At 73.9% G+C, this 15,779-nt stretch carries 13 protein-coding genes and 2 riboswitches; of the genes, 5 read left to right on the top strand and 8 right to left on the bottom strand.

Annotated features, from left to right (window positions below; translation table 11 throughout):
- Positions 1 to 228: 228 nt before the first annotated feature.
- Positions 229 to 1,251: a LacI family DNA-binding transcriptional regulator gene (locus OG370_RS38075; RefSeq protein ID WP_328472522.1), complete on the top strand. Its 1,023-nt coding sequence runs from the start codon at positions 229 to 231 to the stop codon at positions 1,249 to 1,251.
- A 253-nt stretch (positions 1,252 to 1,504) separates the two neighbouring features.
- Here OG370_RS38075 and OG370_RS38070 read toward each other — a convergent pair whose 3' ends face one another.
- On the bottom strand, positions 1,505 to 2,131 hold the full coding sequence (locus OG370_RS38070) for a PadR family transcriptional regulator (protein ID WP_328472520.1): 627 nt from the start codon (positions 2,129 to 2,131) through the stop codon (positions 1,505 to 1,507).
- Positions 2,132 to 2,324: 193 nt separating this feature from the next.
- On the opposite strand from OG370_RS38070, the gene OG370_RS38065 reads away from it, so the two are divergent.
- Positions 2,325 to 3,665, top strand: a complete 1,341-nt coding sequence (locus tag OG370_RS38065) for an MFS transporter (RefSeq protein WP_328472518.1) — start codon at positions 2,325 to 2,327, stop codon at positions 3,663 to 3,665.
- 98 nt (positions 3,666 to 3,763) lie between these two features.
- Here the strand turns inward: OG370_RS38065 and OG370_RS38060 are convergent, their stop codons facing one another.
- Both OG370_RS38060 and OG370_RS38055 read right to left on the bottom strand, forming a co-directional pair.
- The gene (locus tag OG370_RS38060; RefSeq protein ID WP_328472516.1) at positions 3,764 to 4,645 is read right to left on the bottom strand and encodes an MOSC domain-containing protein; all 882 of its coding nucleotides are present in this window, start codon (positions 4,643 to 4,645) and stop codon (positions 3,764 to 3,766) included.
- Complete coding sequence (locus OG370_RS38055; RefSeq protein ID WP_443060820.1) at positions 4,642 to 5,262, bottom strand: ArsR/SmtB family transcription factor; 621 nt, start codon at positions 5,260 to 5,262, stop codon at positions 4,642 to 4,644. Before OG370_RS38055 ends, OG370_RS38060 begins: the two co-directional genes overlap by 4 nt.
- Positions 5,263 to 5,442: 180 nt before the next feature.
- Between OG370_RS38055 and OG370_RS38050 the strand changes: the two genes are divergently transcribed.
- Both OG370_RS38050 and OG370_RS38045 read left to right on the top strand, forming a co-directional pair.
- On the top strand, positions 5,443 to 5,634 hold the full coding sequence (locus OG370_RS38050; RefSeq protein ID WP_328472514.1) for a DUF1059 domain-containing protein: 192 nt from the start codon (positions 5,443 to 5,445) through the stop codon (positions 5,632 to 5,634).
- A gap of 216 nt (positions 5,635 to 5,850) precedes the next feature.
- On the top strand, positions 5,851 to 6,678 hold the full coding sequence (locus OG370_RS38045) for a PhzF family phenazine biosynthesis protein (RefSeq protein ID WP_328472512.1): 828 nt from the start codon (positions 5,851 to 5,853) through the stop codon (positions 6,676 to 6,678).
- Positions 6,679 to 6,773: 95 nt separating this feature from the next.
- Here OG370_RS38045 and OG370_RS38040 read toward each other — a convergent pair whose 3' ends face one another.
- The 3 genes from OG370_RS38040 to OG370_RS38030 all read right to left on the bottom strand — a co-directional run bounded on the left by OG370_RS38040 (position 6,774) and on the right by OG370_RS38030 (position 10,788).
- The gene (locus tag OG370_RS38040; protein ID WP_443060928.1) at positions 6,774 to 7,580 is read right to left on the bottom strand and encodes a CPBP family intramembrane glutamic endopeptidase; all 807 of its coding nucleotides are present in this window, start codon (positions 7,578 to 7,580) and stop codon (positions 6,774 to 6,776) included.
- A gap of 185 nt (positions 7,581 to 7,765) precedes the next feature.
- Complete coding sequence (locus OG370_RS38035; RefSeq protein WP_328472510.1) at positions 7,766 to 9,205, bottom strand: serine hydrolase domain-containing protein; 1,440 nt, start codon at positions 9,203 to 9,205, stop codon at positions 7,766 to 7,768.
- 89 nt (positions 9,206 to 9,294) lie between these two features.
- Entirely contained in the window at positions 9,295 to 10,788 is a 1,494-nt protein-coding gene (locus OG370_RS38030) for a glutamate--cysteine ligase (protein WP_328472508.1), read from the bottom strand.
- A gap of 473 nt (positions 10,789 to 11,261) precedes the next feature.
- Here OG370_RS38030 and OG370_RS38025 point away from each other — a divergent pair, with 473 nt between their 5' ends.
- Positions 11,262 to 11,849: a hypothetical protein gene (locus OG370_RS38025; RefSeq protein ID WP_328472506.1), complete on the top strand. Its 588-nt coding sequence runs from the start codon at positions 11,262 to 11,264 to the stop codon at positions 11,847 to 11,849.
- Between the two features lie 171 nt (positions 11,850 to 12,020).
- Here the strand turns inward: OG370_RS38025 and OG370_RS38020 are convergent, their stop codons facing one another.
- Both OG370_RS38020 and gcvP read right to left on the bottom strand, forming a co-directional pair.
- On the bottom strand, positions 12,021 to 12,227 hold the full coding sequence (locus OG370_RS38020; RefSeq protein WP_328472503.1) for a DUF5999 family protein: 207 nt from the start codon (positions 12,225 to 12,227) through the stop codon (positions 12,021 to 12,023).
- Positions 12,228 to 12,488: 261 nt separating this feature from the next.
- Entirely contained in the window at positions 12,489 to 15,374 is a 2,886-nt protein-coding gene (gcvP, locus tag OG370_RS38015) for an aminomethyl-transferring glycine dehydrogenase (protein WP_328472501.1), read from the bottom strand.
- Between the two features lie 58 nt (positions 15,375 to 15,432).
- Positions 15,433 to 15,559, bottom strand: a riboswitch (glycine riboswitch).
- Positions 15,560 to 15,671, bottom strand: a riboswitch (glycine riboswitch).
- Positions 15,672 to 15,779 lie beyond the last annotated feature (108 nt).

Here is a 15,779-nt window from a genome sequence, read left to right as displayed (position 1 = left end):
TTGGGGGGCGGCCCCGGCGTCGCGGGACCGTTGGTGCCGTAAACGATTCCGATCGGCCGGAAGTCTGTCCCCCACGCTCACAGATCGTCAAGACTGTACGCAGGGCATTGTTGTGCCCCACCCTGGCGGGAGCGCTTTCCCGCACGTCAGCACGACCACGCACAGCGCACGCACAGACAATCCGTCCGACGGACCGCCCCTGTCCAACTCGCGCAGAACGGGTACCTCGTGAACATCCGTGAACTCGCCCGCCGCAGCGGTGTGTCGACCGCCACCGTCTCGCGGGCGCTCAACGACCGGGCCGAGGTCAGCGAGGCCACCCGTGCGCGGATACGCCAACTGGCCCTGGAACTGGGGTACGCGCCCAACGAGCCGGCCCGCACCCTGGTACGGCGCCGCTCGGACACGATCGGGCTGATCTGGGACAGCGGGCAGGAGGCGCAGGGCCTGCACAACCCCTTCCTGCTCGGCCTGCTCAGTGCCGTGCGCACCGCCCTGTCCGAGGCGGACTACCACCTGATGCTGCTCACCACCGCGGGCGCCGAGGAGCCCGACGGGGCGTACCTCCAGGCGGTCCAGCGGCACAACCTGGAGGGTGTCATCGTGCTGACCACTCCCCCGGACGACCGCTGCCTGCGCGCGCTGGCCGCCTCCACGGTGCCCTGCGCGGGCATCGACACCGCGTTCACCGGGCCGCGTACGGTCCGGGTCAGCTCCGACAACGCGGCGGGCGCGGCGGCCGCCGTCCAGCACCTGTACGAGTGGGGACACCGCAGGATCGCCACCGTCACCGGCCCGCTGCACCTGCCGCCGGCGGCCGAGCGGCTGACCGGCTATCGGCGGGCGTGCGAGCGGCTGGGCCTGCCGGTGCCCGACGAGTACGTCGTCGAGGGGGACTTCTTCCTGGCCAGCGGCGAGGCGGCGGCCCGCGGTCTGCTCGCCCTCGCCGAGCCGCCGACCGCGATCTTCGCGGCCGGCGACCAGATGGCGATCGGCGCGATGCACGCGGCGGCGGACGCGGGGCTGTCGGTGCCGCGGGACCTGGCGGTGGTCGGCTTCGACGACATCGACGCCGCCTCGCTGGTCCGGCCCGCGCTGTCCACGGTCGCGCAGGACCAGCGCGCCCTGGGCGAGGCCGCGGTCGCGGCCCTGCGCAGCCTGCTGGACGCCGACCCCGGCCGGCCCAAGGACCTCGTCCACTCGTACATCGTGCCGACCCGGCTGCTGATCCGCGGCTCGAGCCGCGCGTAGCTCGGACGCGGGAGCGCAGCTCGGGGACGGAAGCGCAACCGGGGGGCGGGAGCGCAACTCGGGCGCGGGAGCGCAACTCCGGCGCGGCGGGCGGCGTCCGCCCGGCATGCCACCGGCCGCTCCGGTCACCCGCCGTCCGCGGGCGGCCGGAGCGGCCGGTGTTCCTCGCACGCACGGTCCGCCACCGGGCGATGCCTGGTGGCGGACCGTGCGACCGTGCGCGGGCGCCGAGTTCAGCACTCCGCCGCGGGATCTACTGCTCGGTGTCCTCGTCGGCGAGGATCAGGTACAGCTTCTTCCGCGCGTCGTTCACCACGGTCAGCGCCTTGTCGCGCTGCTCCGGTGTGCCCGTCGCCCAGACCTGGCGGAACGCCTCGATCAGGCCCCCGCCGGCCTTCCGGATCTCGTTGAGCGCGTCCCAGTCGACGCCGCGTTCGGCGTCCTCCCAGGGCGCGTCGGGACCCGCCTCGGCCTCGGCCCGGCCGGCGTCCGTGAGCGTGAACAGCTTCTTGCCGCCCTCGCTCGCGCTGCCGATCAGGCCCTCGTCCTCCAGCAGTTGCAGCGTCGGGTAGACCGAACCGGGGCTCGGCCGCCACGCGCCGCCGCTGCGCTCGGCGATCTCCTGGATCATCTCGTAGCCGTGCATCGGGCGGTCGGTGAGCAGCGCCAGGATCGACGCGCGTACATCGCCACGCCGGGCGCGTCCGCGCGGTCCGCCGCGCCCGTGGCCTCGGCCGCCGGGGCCGAACGGTCCGCCGCCGAAGGGCGGCCCGAACGCTCCGAACGCCGCCCGCGACCCCTCTCGCTCGCCCCACCCGTGATGTCCGGGTCCGCAGTCTCCGTGTCCATGTCCATGTGCATGTGGTCCTTGGGAACGCATGATGTCGCTCCTTCCATCGTTGATCGTTCGCGACAGTTCTACGATATATCGGAATCGCTCGTTCGACAACCCTGGACGACCCCGCCCGCCCTTCCGCCGCGCGCACCGCCCTTCCAGCGCCCGCGCACCGCGCCTCCACCGCGCCCCCGCCGTCGCTTGACCTCAAGCCCGCTTGAGGGGCCAGCCTGTCCCGGTGACCGCCTTCCCCTCGCCCTCGCGGCTGCTGCCACCGGCCTACCGCCCGCTCTTCGCGCACCGCGACTTCCGGCGGCTGCTGCCCGCACTGGCGGCCTGCGACCTCGGCGACGGGATGAGCATGGTCGCGGTGGCCTGGACCGCGCTCGCGATCGCTCCTCCCGGCCGGGCCGGGCTGCTGGTGGGGGCCGCGGTGGCGGCGTACGCGCTGCCGGGGGCCGCCGGGGCGCTGCTCCTGGGCCGGTGGCTGCGCCGGCTGCCCGCCTGGCGGCTGCTGGCCGCGGACAGCTGGCTGCGTGCGGTGCTGCTGGGCTGCGTCCCGCTCGCCTGGGCGCTGGGCGAGCTGCGTCCGGCCGGCTATGTCGCGCTGCTGGCCGGCTCCTCGGTGCTGCACGCGTGGGGAGGCGCGGGCAAGTACGCGCTGCTCGCCCGGGTCCTACCGGCGGGGCAGCGGCTCGCGGCGAACGCGCTGGTCAGCTCCAGCGGTTCGGCGGCGGTGATCGTGGGGCCCGCGCTCGCCGGGTTCCTGGCGGCCGCCGTCTCCCCGGCGTGGATCATCGGCCTGGACGCCGCGTCGTTCGCCGTGCTGGCGGTACGGGCCGGCCGGCTCGGGTCCAGGAAGCGGACCGCCGGGCAGGCCCCGGCGGAGGGCGCGGCCGACGACGCCACCGACAGCGCGCCCGCGCCCGTCGACACCGGCCAGGCGGCGGCCGGCCGGCGGCTGCTGCGCGGGCAGCCGGAACTCCTCGGCATCCTCGCCCTGACCTGGTTCTTCAACTTCCTCTACGGCCCGGTCGAGGTGGCCCTCCCGCTGCACGTCACCGGCGACCTGCACGCCGGCGCGCGCCTGCTCGGCCTGTACTGGACGCTCTTCGGCGCGGGCGCGGTCCTCGGCGCCCTGTGCGCGGGCACCCTGCGCAGGCTCCCGCTGTGGCCGGTCACCCTCGGCATCGTCGCCGGCTGGGGCCTGACCCTCGTGCCCTTCGGCCTGGGCGCGCCCGCCGCCGTCACGCTCGCCTGCTTCTCCCTCGGCGGCATCATCTACGGGCCCTTCACCGCGCTGTCCTTCACCCTCTTCCAGGACCGCACCCCCGCCGCCCTCCTCACCACGGTGCTGGCCGCCCGCGGCGCCGCCCTCCTCACCGCCGCCCCGGTCGGCACCGCGCTGGGCGGCCCCCTCACCGCCGCGCTCGGCCCCCGCACGGTCCTCGCCGCCTCCGGCCTGGCGACCCTCGCCCTCGCCGCGACCACGGCCACCGCCCGTGCGCTGGGCACCGCCCACCGGACCGGCGGCAGCGAGAGCGAACCCGCCCCCGCCGAACCCGGCGCCCCCTCGTAACGGGACCCGCCCCGCGAGCCCGACACCCGCACCGGCGGGAAACCCCGGCCGCGACCGCCGCCCGTGGACGACCCCCTCGGATCTGGGGGCGGTCCCTTCTAGGACCCGCCCTCGGGAGCTGCGGCGGCCGGCAGGACGGTGAGGCGGTCGCCGACCGCGATCCGGCCCGGGCGCAGCACCCGCACGTAGACGCCGGCGCAGGGCTGCGGGCCGAACTCGTCCGTCGGTGGCACGCGGTTGTGGGCGGCCGGCACCCGCAGGGCGTCGGGGTCACGCGGCAGCGTGCCGTGCTCCAGGGTGGGGATCGCGCAGCGCGGGCTGCGGGCGATGACGCGCAGCGTGAGCCGGTCACCGATCCGCAGGTCGTGGCCGACCCAGTCGTTCTCGACGAACCCGGAGCCCGCGGTGTCGATGACGACGTTCGGCCGGTAGCGCTCCGCCTCCACCGTGCCGCGCGGGCTGGACTCGGCGATCCGCCGCAGCGTCGAGGACGTGATCAGGTGCAGCGGGGCGAAGTCGAAGAAGGTGCCCTCGGGTGCGGCGCCGCCCAGCCGGCCCACTTCCACCGCGACCTCCGCGCGGACGCCGTCGCGCAGCACCTCCTCGGGGCGCGCCCGGTCGAGTTCGGCGTCGGCGGGCGGTCGCCCGGTCAGGACCACCGGCTGGTCGAGAAGCGCGGAGAGCCGCTCGTCCACGTCGGCGTCGGTGCTCCACACCGCCTTGCCGTCCGGGAGCCCGATCCGTACCGCCGCCGGCGTGGCGTTGGCGGTGAGCTTGAGCAGCCGCCGCCACATCCTGGGGTTCTTCGCGCTGGCGACCTTGCCGGTCTCCCGGTGCAGCAGGGCGAGTTGACGGTCGTACGGCAGCCCGCGCTCGGTCACGTCGGCCGCGACGACCGCCTCGCCCAGCATCGACTTCACCGGGTAGCGGAGCAGCGCCCGCACCGTGGCGCCCTCCGCGCCCTGTGCCGGCGGCCTCACCGCTCACCGTCCGAAGCCCCGGGCAGCAGCGGGAACAGCCGGCTGACGAACGCCACCGGGCGCGCGTCGGCCGGGCGCGCCAGGACGTCGTGGTCCCGGTGCCGGTAGCCGTCGAGCGTCGCCCGTACCGCCGCGGCGACGGCCCGCAACTCCTGCGGGGTGAGGTGCACGACGGTGCTGAACGCCTCGTCCGCCCGCCACTCCCGCGGCGCGTGGTCGCGCTGGGCGAGCCATCGCCGGTGGCTCTCGTCCTCCAGCCCGCGGGCAAGTACGCCGAACTCGTCGCTCCGCGCCGGCTCGTCCGGTACGGGCTCGGGCTCCCGCGGCCGCTCCCAGCGCAACCGCCACGGCCGGGCCCGGCCGCCGGAGTGCGGCGCCTCCTCGATCAGCCCGTGCCGGGCGAGCTGCCGCAGATGGAAGGAGCACAGTCCGGAACTCTCACCGAGCCGCGCGGCCGCCTCGGTGGACGTCACCGTGCCGCCGTCGGCGAGCAGGTCGAGCAGGGCGACGCGCACGGGGTGAACGGGCAACTGCTCGGGCGCGCGCGGCCGCTCCCCCTGCGGCTCGGGCGGAGCAGGCGGCGGTATGGACGCGGGTACGGGCTTCTCCTCGGTCACGTTGCAGAAGCTGCCCCTTTGCAAAGCACCCCGTCAAGTGCGTTCCGTCAACTGCGTGCGGCCGGCTGCGTTCCGTCGACTGCCGCCTTCCCTCGCGGGCCGTCCACCGCCACCACTGCCACCGCGCCACCGGACATCGCTCGGACGGCGGATCTATCCTGGACAGTGAGGAGGTGCACGATGCGCAAAGTAGCCGACTGCCGTGACTTCCCGAGCGAGTCGAACTGCACCCTCGCCATTTCCGGCGAGGAGGACGAGGTCGTCCGCGCCGCGACCGAACACGCGGTGTCCGTGCACGGCCACGACGACAGCCCGGAGATGCGCGAGCAGATCCGCGGCATGCTCAAGGACGAGGTCCCGCAGCACGCCTGAACCCCGGCAGCCGGGACACACAGGCCCGGCTGCCCCCACCCCCGCCGACCCGCGGTGTGACCACTTCCGTACGACCCTGGCGCACAGCGGCGGCGGCGGCAGCGGTGTGCGGCTACGAACCCTGCCGGACCTGGCCTTACCCCACCCGGCCCGATCACCGCCCGATCATCTTCCCGCCCGCTGCTGCGGGTGGCCGCGCTCCCGTACCCTCTCGGCATGCGTATCCGAATCGTCGACGCGTTCACCGACCGCCCGTTCACCGGAAACCCGGCGGGCGTGCTGCTGCTCGGGGCGGACGGCTTCCCCTCCGACGGCTGGCTCCAGCGGGTCGCCGCCGAACTGAACCTCTCCGAGACGGCGTTCGCGCATCCGCTTCCCCCGGGCGGCGACGACGGCGCGACCTGGGCGCTGCGCTGGTTCACCCCCGCCACCGAGGTGCGGCTGTGCGGGCACGCCACCCTCGCCACCGCGCATGTGCTGCGCACCACCGGGGAGGCGCAGGGCACCGTCGGGTTCCGTACCAAGGCCGGGGTGCTGGCGGCGACGGCCGACGGCGACGGCACGATCACCCTGGACTTCCCGGCCGCGCCGCTCACCCCGGAGAAGGCGCCGGCCGGCCTCGCCGCGGCGCTCGGCGCCGAGCCGCTGACCGTGCTGGACACCGGTCCGGACTGCGGCGACCTGCTGGTGGAAGTGGCCGACGAGGCGGCGGTCCGCGCGCTCGCCCCGGACTTCAAGGCCCTGGCCGCGCTGTCCCGGCGCGGGGTGATCGCCACCGCGGCCGCCGCCGACCCGGCCGGCGGCTACGACTTCGTCTCGCGCGGCTTCTTCCCGGCGGTCGGCATCGACGAGGACCCGGTCACCGGCAGCGCGCACACCGCCCTCGCGCCGTTCTGGTCGGCCCGGCTGGGCCGCGACGCGCTGACCGGATACCAGGCGTCGGCCCGCGGCGGCCTGGTCGCGACCCGGCTGCGGGACGACCGGGTCGAACTGACCGGCGCGGCCGTGACCGTGGTGGACGGCGAACTGCACGCGGTGCCGTGACACGCGCCCACGTACGTCACGGGCGCCTACGCCAAACCGCGTACGCCGAAACCGGGCGCGTCACAGCCGGGCGCGTCACGGCGGCGCGGTGGCACTCACCCGGTGGGCAGCCAGCCCACCTTCCCGGCGAGCAGCGCGTACCCGACGAAGGCGACCGTGTCGATGAGCGAGTGCGCGGCCACCAGCGGGCCGACCCGGCCCCACCGGCGGTAGAGCAGCACGAACACCACGCCCATCGCCATGTTGCCGACCATGCCGCCGATGCCCTGGTACAGGTGGTAGGACCCGCGCAGCACCGCGCTGGCGGCGAGCGCGGCGATCGGCGACCACTTCAACTGGTCGAGCCGGCGCAGCAGATAGCCGACCACGATGACTTCTTCGAGGACCGCGTTCTGCACCGCGGAGGCGATCAGCACCGGGATGCGCCACCACACGTCCGGCAGCGACTCGGGCACCACCGTGAGGTTGAACCCGGCGCCCCGTGCGCACAGGTAGAAGGCCAGCCCGGTGCCGCCGATCACCGCGGCGACCAGCGCGCCCCAGGCCAGGTCCCGGCGCGGCCGGGTGAGGTCGAAGCCGATCGCGGGCATGCCGACCCGCTCGCGCGCCAGCAGGTGCGCGACCAGCGCGACCGGGGCCAGCGCGGTGGCGATCGAGAAGACCTGCCAGGCCAGGTCGAGCCAGGGGCGGCCGGGGGCCTGCGAACCGACCAGCGTCGCGGCCTGGTTCTTCAGCGCGCCCGGCCGCGTCACCGAGCCGATGAAGCTGATCACCGCGGACACACCGCTGGCGCCGAGCGACAGCGCCAGCACGATCAGCGTCTCGCTGCGCAGCGTCCGCTCCTCGAACGGCAACTGCCGCTGCTCCGGCTGCCCGGCCTGTGCCTGTGCCTCTGCCTGCACGCGGTCCTCCCGTGTCGTCGTGGACACGATACGAAGATCCCGCCCGCCGCCCTACCACCGCACCGCCACGGCCGCCCGCACGGTGTGCGCCGCGCGAGCCTACGCCACGAACCTGGCCGTCGCCCCGTTGACCAGCCCGAAGCGCGCCGACTCGCCGCGCGGCGCCGCCCGCCCCGGCTCCGCGCTCAGGCGGCGCGCAGCACGCACGGGTGCACCAGGTACGCGCCCAGCCGTCCTTCCAGGTCGCCGTTCTTGTACGCCACGGCCCGGCCCTCCAGCCGCTCGGGCCCGGCCCGCAGCGCGAGGGCCAGGTGCGGGCTGTTGACCCGTGCGTCGTCGGTGGGCAGTTGCAGCGGCGCGCTCGCGCACAGGTCCCACTGCTCGGAGGCGCCGGCCAGCACGGTGAACGGCGCGCCGTCGGCCAGCCGGATCTCCACCTGGCGGTCGGCGAGGACGCTGATCCGCAGCGGGACGCCGCCCTGAGGAGTGCCGACCTCGCCCGCCCACTCCCCCGGCGCTTGCGTCATCGGGCGGCCCGGGTCGGTGACCGGGGCGAGGTGCTCGTGGGGGAAGCCGGGCGCCAGGATGCCCATCAGGCGCAGGACGACGGCGTCCCGGGCCGCCTTGCGGGTGGAGTTGCTCAGCACCGCGACCGAGATCTCCCGCTCGGGCAGGTCGATCATCATCGCGGCGATGCCGCCCATGCCGCCGCCGTGGCTGCGGACGACCGGCCCGGGGCCGTGCGAGACGACCCGGCCGAATCCGTAGCCCAGGTGCCCGCCGATCGGCACCGCGTCGTGCATCGCCGCGGCCGTGGCGGGTCGGAGCAGACGGGTGGCCGTCCGGGCGAAGCGCGCCACGTCGGCGGCGCTCGCCCAGCCGGCCCCGGCCGCGGGGTGGTCGCTGAAGCAGGTCGGGTACGGCTGCCCGCCGGCGGAGTAGCGCTCGGCGACGGGCGCCGAGCCGGTGCAGGCGGCCCCGTAGCCGAAGCTGCTCAGGCCGAGCGGTGCGAAGATCCGCTCGCGCAGGTAGTCGCCCTCGCTCCGGCCGGTCGCGGACTCCAGCAGCCGGCCCAGTTCGGCGTAGCCGAGGTTGGAGTACTCGAAGCCGGTGCCCGGCTCGCGGACGAGCGTGCGGTAGTCGGCGATGTCGATCGGCAGCGGGCCGGTGTCGTAGTGGAAGTTGTAGAACGCGGGGAACCCACCGCGGTGCCGCAGCAGTTGGCGCGGGGTGGGCGCGGTCCCCGGGTAGTCGCCGGGGATCGGGGCGTCGAGGTCCAGCAGGCCCTCGTCGGCGGCCAGGCAGACGGCCGTGGCGGTGACCGCCTTGGTGACGGAGGCCAGCCCGTAGACAGTCTCGGGGGTGGCCGGCCGCCGGGCGGCGACGTCCGCAAGACCGTAGGCGCGGGCGAGCACGACCTCGTCGCGTGCCACGACGGCGAGGGAGAGCGACGCGCAGGAGTGGTCGGCCAGCGCCTGCGCGCAGAACTCGTCCAGCCCGTCCACTACGTCCGATACGTCCGTCGCGCCCGCTCCGTCGAGTACGTCCGGGCCGTTCGGGCCGTTCGGGCCGTTCGGTGCGTTCGGGCCGTTCGGTGCGTTCGGTTCCTTCGCTTCGTTCGGCACCCTGACCGCCCCCTTGATCGAATCCGCCGCTCGGTCGAAGGGTAATGCGCCACCGCGCCCGGGCAGTCGGCGGGACGGCGCGGCGCGGCTCAGCCGGGCATCGGCCAGGTGTGGACCGGGGCGCCCTCGGTGGACAGAGCGCGGTAGCGCTGCGTCATGGCGGCGAGCGCGGCCCGGCGGTCCAGGCCGCGGCCGAGGAAGTGGTGGAAGGCGTCGGCCTGCCAGCGGGCGCCGTTGGTACGGAGCCGGCAGCGCTGTTCGATGATGCCGAGGTAGTGGTCGCGGTCGACGGGGTCGATGCCCCAGCCGTCGAGCCCGGCGGCGGCCAGCGGCAGGAGTTCGTCCCGGATCAGGTCGGCCGCGGCGACCTGGGCGAGCGCGGTGCCGCGCGGGCGCGGCCAGTGCAGCATGGCGTCGATGCCGTCGCGGCAGGCGGCGTCGAAGTTCGCGGCGGCGGCGCCGAACGGCAGCCGCTGCCAGACCGGCCGCGGCGCCTCGGCGAGCGCGCGGACCAGGCCGTAGTAGAACGCCGCGTTGGCGATGACGTCGGCGACGGTGGGCCCGGCCGGCATCACCCGGTTCTCCACCCGCAAGTGCGGCACCCCGTCGACGACTTGGTAGACCGGGCGGTTCCAGCGGTAGATCGTGCCGTTGTGCAGGGCCAGTTCGCGCAGCTGGGGCACCCCGCCCTCGTCGAGCACCCGCAGCGGGTCCTCGTCGTCGCAGATCGGCAGCAGCGGCGGGAAGTAGCGCAGGTTCTCCGCGAACAGGTCGGCCACCGAGTCGATCCACCGCTCGCCGAACCAGGTCAACGGCCGTACGCCCTGGGCCCGCAGCTCCTGCGGGCGGGTGTCGGTGGCCTGCTGGAAGAGCAGCGGGCGGGTCTCGCGCCACAGCTCGCGGCCGAAGAGGAACGGCGAGTTCGCGCCGACCGCCACCTGCGGCGCGGAGACCACCTGGGCGGCGTTCCACGCCGGGGCGAAGCGCTCCGGGGTGACCTGGAGGTGCATCTGCGTGGAGGTGCAGGCCGCCTCGGGCGCGATCGAGGCGGAGGTGTAGACGAGGTGCTCGACGCCTTCGATGTCGAGGGTGATGTCCTCGCCGCGCATGGCCAGAATCCGCTCGTTGAGCAGGGTGTAGCGGTCGGCGCGGGAGAGGTTCGCCGAGACCAGGTCCTGGGCCTGGAGGGTGGGTAGGATTCCCACCATCACGATGCCGGCGCCGACCTCTCCGGCCATCCGGTCGGCGTAGCCGAGCCCGGTGCGCAGTTCCTCGGCGAGCCGGTCGAGCACCCGGCCGGAAAGCGGGTGCGGCGCGATGTTCACTTCAATATTGAACTGGGCCAGCTCGGTCTGGAAATCGCGGCTCGCGATGCGCTCCAGCACCTCTTCGTTCATCATGCGGGGCAGTCCCTCGGAATCCGCGAGATTCAATTCGATCTCCAGACCCATGAGATTGCGCGGCCGATCGAAGCGCCGCTCCGCCAACAGCCTCTCCAGCCCCACCAGGCACTGCTGGAGCTTGTTCCGATACATCCGCCGGTCGGCCAGGTCGAACGCCCCGGCCACCACCTTCTCCCCCATCGAAGCGTCCCTCCTCGCGCGGTCCTCACCGGAGGATGCCCACCCAAATGATCGATAACGCCCACCGGAGCACGACGTGCACGCTACGCTTGCCGTAGTGACCGGCCGCGGGCATGTTCCCGCGGCACATTCGGTGCAGGGCTCCCGCGTAAAATCCGGGTGAATACCACCGAACGGTTCCGGCCGACCGTACGGGGCGGAAATCAGCGGCATCCGCCCCCTACCCTGCGGGAATGCCGGCCGGACCCCTCGGGAAGAAGGCGGATAATCGCCTTGCGGGTAATACTGGCAGCGAGTAGATGAAACACGGAGCGAACACACGTCGTATAAACTCCGCGCACGAGGCAGAGTATCCGCCGTCGCCGGGCGAGCTTGAGCAGTAACCCTCACCAGGTACTGACCGCGCCGTCCGCACCTCGCCCGCACCGCTTTGTGCCCGCACCACGTGTCTCCCAGTGAGAGGCGACAACACCATGCCGCTGCTTGTCCCCCCAGCACCCGCACCAGCCCTGTTGAGTGTCCTGGCGGCGCTCAGTTCTCCCACTGCGGTCCTGGAAGCCCGGACCCCTGCCCTGCGCACCGCGGAAGGGCCGCTGGACGCCGAACACCCCCTGCCGGTCCATGTGTTCGAACCGGCGGCGGTTCCCGGTGGCCTGCCCCACGCGCGGCTGGCCGGCTGGCGGTTCCATATCAGGGCGGGGTCCCGGGTGGCCGCGGCGGGCGAGACCGTGGCGACACCTGACGGCTGGGTGTTCTCGCGCTTCTCCGAAGGCCCCTACCTGGCCTCGACCGAGCGGGCGCTGCGCCAGGCGGAGCCGCTGCCGGCCACCTACCAGCCGCACCTGCTGTCCGTGCCGAGCCTGTACATGATGGCGCTGTGGCTGCACTCGGTGCCGAGGGCCGACGCGGCCACCGCCCAGCCGGACCCGGCCGACCTGGTCATCCCGCTGGCGCCCGCGCCGCCGGGGATCGCCTCGCACCGGGTGTACCGGATCGTGGAGCTCGCGCCGCTGCTGAGCGCGTGGCTGGCCCCGCCGCCGCTGGCCGGCTCCCCGGCGTAGGCAGTGCAGGCCGCATAGGGCGCACAGGCCGTATCCGGCGGCCCGGCATGAGCGAAGCCGGTTCTCCTGGGCACCGAGGCTCAGGGGAACCGGCTGTGTCATGCGTCGGCCGACCCGTCCAACGCCTCGTCGGACGACCCGTGGAACGCCTCGGGCGCCTCGCCGGGCGGCTCAGGCGGCCGTGGTGACGCGCGTAGCGACCAGCGGCCGATGCGGTGCGATGATCTGCCCGTCGGGCAGGATCTCGCCGGTGTCCTCGAAGAGCAGCACCCCGTTGCACAGCAGGCTCCAGCCCTGCTCCGGGTGGTGGGCCACGATGAGGGCGGCCTCACGGTCGGCGCTGTCAGCGGTAGGGCACTGCGGCTCGTGCTTGCACATGGTCAATGGTGTCTTTCGCTGCGAGAGGTGAATGGTGCGGTCGGTCGCGTCGCCTGCCTGGTTCATCTCGGTCCCCCGTTCTCGCGCGGCCGGTCCCAGTCTTGCTCCCCGGACGGCATTCCGCAGGTATTTCACGTTCGCGCTACTCATTGGTGCAAGACGCGCCATCCACTCGGCCGGTTGCGGACACACGGCGGCGCCTCCCGGCCGTTTCCCGGTCGGGAGGCGCCGCCGCCCCGCCTGCGCGTCGCCGCGCGCCGATCAGCTCTCGTACGCGTCCAGCGGCGGGCAGGAGCAGACCAGATTGCGGTCGCCGAACGCCCCGTCGATCCGGCGTACCGGCGGCCAGTACTTGTCCGCGGGGTGCACGCCGGCCGGGAAGACGGCCTCCTCACGGCTGTACGGGTGACTCCAGTCGCCGCTGAGCGCGGCCGCGGTGTGCGGGGCCGCGCGCAGCGGGTTGTCGTCGGCGGGCCACGCGCCGGAGCCGACCCGGTCGATCTCGGCGCGGATCGCGATCATCGCCTCGCAGAACCGGTCGAGTTCGGCGAGGTCCTCGCTCTCGGTGGGCTCGATCATCAGGGTGCCGGCCACCGGGAAGGACATCGTCGGCGCGTGGAAGCCGTAGTCGATCAGCCGCTTGGCGACGTCGTCGACGCTGACACCGGTGTCCTTGGTCAGCGGCCGCAGGTCGATGATGCACTCGTGCGCGACCAGGCCGCCGGGGCCGGTGTAGAGCACCGGGTAGTGCGGCTCCAGCCGCTTGGCGACGTAGTTGGCGCTCAGCACGGCGATCTGGCTGGCCTGCTTCAGCCCCTCGCCGCCCATCAGCCGGACGTAGGTCCAGGAGATCGGGAGAATCCCCGCCGAGCCCCAGGGCGCGGCCGAGACCGGGCCGACACCGGTGGCGGGGCCGGCCTCGGGCTGGAGCGGGTGGTTGGGCAGGTGCGGGGCCAGGTGGGCGCGGACCGCGACCGGGCCGACGCCGGGGCCGCCGCCGCCGTGCGGGATGCAGAACGTCTTGTGCAGGTTCAGGTGGGACACGTCGGCGCCGAACCGGCCCGGGCGGGCCAGGCCGACCAGCGCGTTGAGGTTGGCACCGTCGACGTAGACCTGGCCGCCGGCGTCGTGCACGGCCGCGCAGACGTCGGTGATGTGCTCCTCGAACACGCCGTGCGTGGAGGGGTAGGTGACCATCAGCACGGCGAGCCGGTCGCGGTACTGCTCGATCTTCGCGCGCAGGTCGGCGACGTCCACGTCGCCGTCCTGGCTGGTCTTCACCACGACCACGGTCATCCCGGCCATCACCGCGCTGGCGGCGTTGGTGCCGTGCGCGGAGGACGGGATCAGGCAGACCGTACGGTCCAGGTCGCCGTTGGCCCGGTGGTAGGCGCGGACCGCGAGCAGGCCGGCCAGTTCGCCCTGCGACCCGGCGTTGGGCTGGAGGCTGACCTTGTCGTAGCCGGTGATCTCGGCGAGCTGGTCCTCCAGGCCGTGGATCAGGCTGAGGTAGCCCTCGGCCTGGTCGGCGGGCGCGAAGGGGTGCAGGGCGCCGAACTCCGGCCAGGTGACCGGCTCCATCTCGGTGGTCGCGTTGAGCTTCATGGTGCACGAGCCCAGCGGGATCATGCCGCGGTCCAGGGCGTAGTCGCGGTCGGCGAGCCGGCGCAGGTAGCGCAGCATCGAGGTCTCGCTGCGGTGCTGGTGGAAGACCGGGTGGGTGAGGTAGTCGTCGGTGCGCAGCAGGGCATCGGGCAGCGCGTCGGGGGCGGCGGCGTCGAGCGCGTCGATGTCGCCGGTGGCGCCGAAGGCGGCGAGCACCGAGCTGAGCGCGGCGCGGTCGGTGGTCTCGTCGCAGGCGATGCCGACGTGGTCGGCGTCGGTCAGCCGCAGGTTGACGCCGGCGGCGCGCGCGGCGGCCACGACGTCGGCGGCCCGGCCGGGCACGTGGGCGGTCAGCGTGTCGAAGTACGCGTCCTCGACGAGCTCGACGCCGGCCGCGCGCAGGCCCGCGGCGAGCACCGCGGCGTAGCGGTGGGTGCGGCGCGCGATGGCGGCCAGCCCGTCGGGCCCGTGGTAGACGGCGTACATGCCGGCCATCACGGCGAGCAGCACCTGGGCGGTGCAGATGTTGCTGGTGGCCTTCTCCCGGCGGATGTGCTGCTCGCGGGTCTGGAGCGCCAGCCGGAAGGCGGTGTCGCCGTCGGCGTCGACCGAGACGCCGACGAGCCGGCCGGGCAGGTTGCGGGCGTAGGAGTCGCGGACGGCCATGTAGCCGGCGTGCGGGCCGCCGAAGGCCATCGGGACGCCGAACCGCTGGGTGGTGCCGACCGCGATGTCCGCGCCGAGGTCGCCGGGCGAGGTGAGCAGGGTGAGCGCGAGCAGGTCGGCGGCCACGGTGACGATCGCGCCGAGGTCATGCGCCTGCTCGATGACCGGCCGCAGGTCGCGGACGGCGCCCGAGGCGCCGGGGTACTGCAGCAGCACGCCGGTGACGCCGCGCTCGGCGACGTCGGCGGGGATGCCGGCCGACAGGTCGGCGGTGACGACCTCGACGCCGGTCGGTTCGGCGCGGGTCCGGATCACCGCGAGGGTCTGCGGGAAGGTGTCGGCGTCGACCAGGAAGACGCCGTTCTTGACCTTGCCGACCCGGCGGGACAGCGCCATCGCCTCGGCGGCCGCGGTGCCCTCGTCCAGCAGGGATGCCCCGGAGGTGGGCAGGCCGGTGAGGTCGGCGACGACGGTCTGGAAGTTCAGCAGCGCTTCGAGCCGGCCCTGCGAGATCTCCGGCTGGTACGGGGTGTAGGCGGTGTACCAGGCCGGGTTCTCCAGCACGTTGCGCAGGATGACCGGCGGGGTGAAGGTGCCGTGGTAGCCCAGGCCGATCATCGGCGTGAGCACCTGGTTGCGGTCGGCGAGCGCGCGCAGCTCGGCGAGCGCCTCGGCCTCCGTGACGGCGGCGGGCAGACCGAGCGCTTCGGTGCTCTTGATGGTCTCGGGTACGGCGGCGCCCGTCAGTTCGTCCAGCGAGCCGTAGCCGACCTGGGCGAGCATCTTGGCCTGCGCCTCGGCGTCGGGGCCGATGTGGCGGCGGGCGAACGGCCGGCCGGCTTCCAGCTCGGCGAGGGAATTGCGGCGGTCACTCATCTTCGGGGGCCTCCTGGTCTGCAACGACCTTCGGGGGTGCCGCCAAGGCACCCGTACGGCCTCCCCCTCTGTCATCAGAACCTGAGAGCTTCACCGCCCCGGCCCACAGGGCGGCTTTCACCGTCGGTGAGGACGCGCCCGGCGGCCGCGCTGCTTCCGGGACAGGTCCTGCTTTCCAGAGTGACCTCACCCGAGCGGTACGGATGCCTGAGAGATTCCGGGGAGGATTTGCTCCTTCGGCGCCTTCCGCCACCCGCCACCAGGCGGGTTCTTGGAGGACTCTCCCGCACGGGGTCAACGGCCTTCTGCCAGCCTACCAGCGTGATCCGAACACGGATCGGAACAGGTGCCGAGTCGACACCGCCCCTGTTGTGGCTTTGGGTAGGAGTCGGCAGCCGTCGTACG

It is taken from the genome of Streptomyces sp. NBC_00448, from assembly GCF_036014115.1.
In the GTDB taxonomy this organism is placed as follows: Bacteria; Actinomycetota; Actinomycetes; order Streptomycetales; family Streptomycetaceae; genus Actinacidiphila.
Note: the sequence above shows the minus strand (reverse complement) of the source record. Positions and strands in the feature narration are given on the sequence as shown.

Excerpts from the sequence above, each read along its gene's own strand:
- OG370_RS38070 (WP_328472520.1), bottom strand. The coding sequence starts at position 2,131 with ATGCGTTCCCAAGGACCACATGCACATGGACATGGACACGGAGACTGC.
- OG370_RS38050 (WP_328472514.1), top strand. The coding sequence starts at position 5,443 with ATGCGCAAAGTAGCCGACTGCCGTGACTTCCCGAGCGAGTCGAACTGC.
- OG370_RS38045 (WP_328472512.1), top strand. The coding sequence starts at position 5,851 with ATGCGTATCCGAATCGTCGACGCGTTCACCGACCGCCCGTTCACCGGA.
- OG370_RS38030 (WP_328472508.1), bottom strand. The coding sequence starts at position 10,788 with ATGGGGGAGAAGGTGGTGGCCGGGGCGTTCGACCTGGCCGACCGGCGG.
- OG370_RS38025 (WP_328472506.1), top strand. The coding sequence starts at position 11,262 with ATGCCGCTGCTTGTCCCCCCAGCACCCGCACCAGCCCTGTTGAGTGTC.
- OG370_RS38020 (WP_328472503.1), bottom strand. The coding sequence starts at position 12,227 with ATGTGCAAGCACGAGCCGCAGTGCCCTACCGCTGACAGCGCCGACCGT.
- gcvP (WP_328472501.1), bottom strand. The coding sequence starts at position 15,374 with ATGAGTGACCGCCGCAATTCCCTCGCCGAGCTGGAAGCCGGCCGGCCG.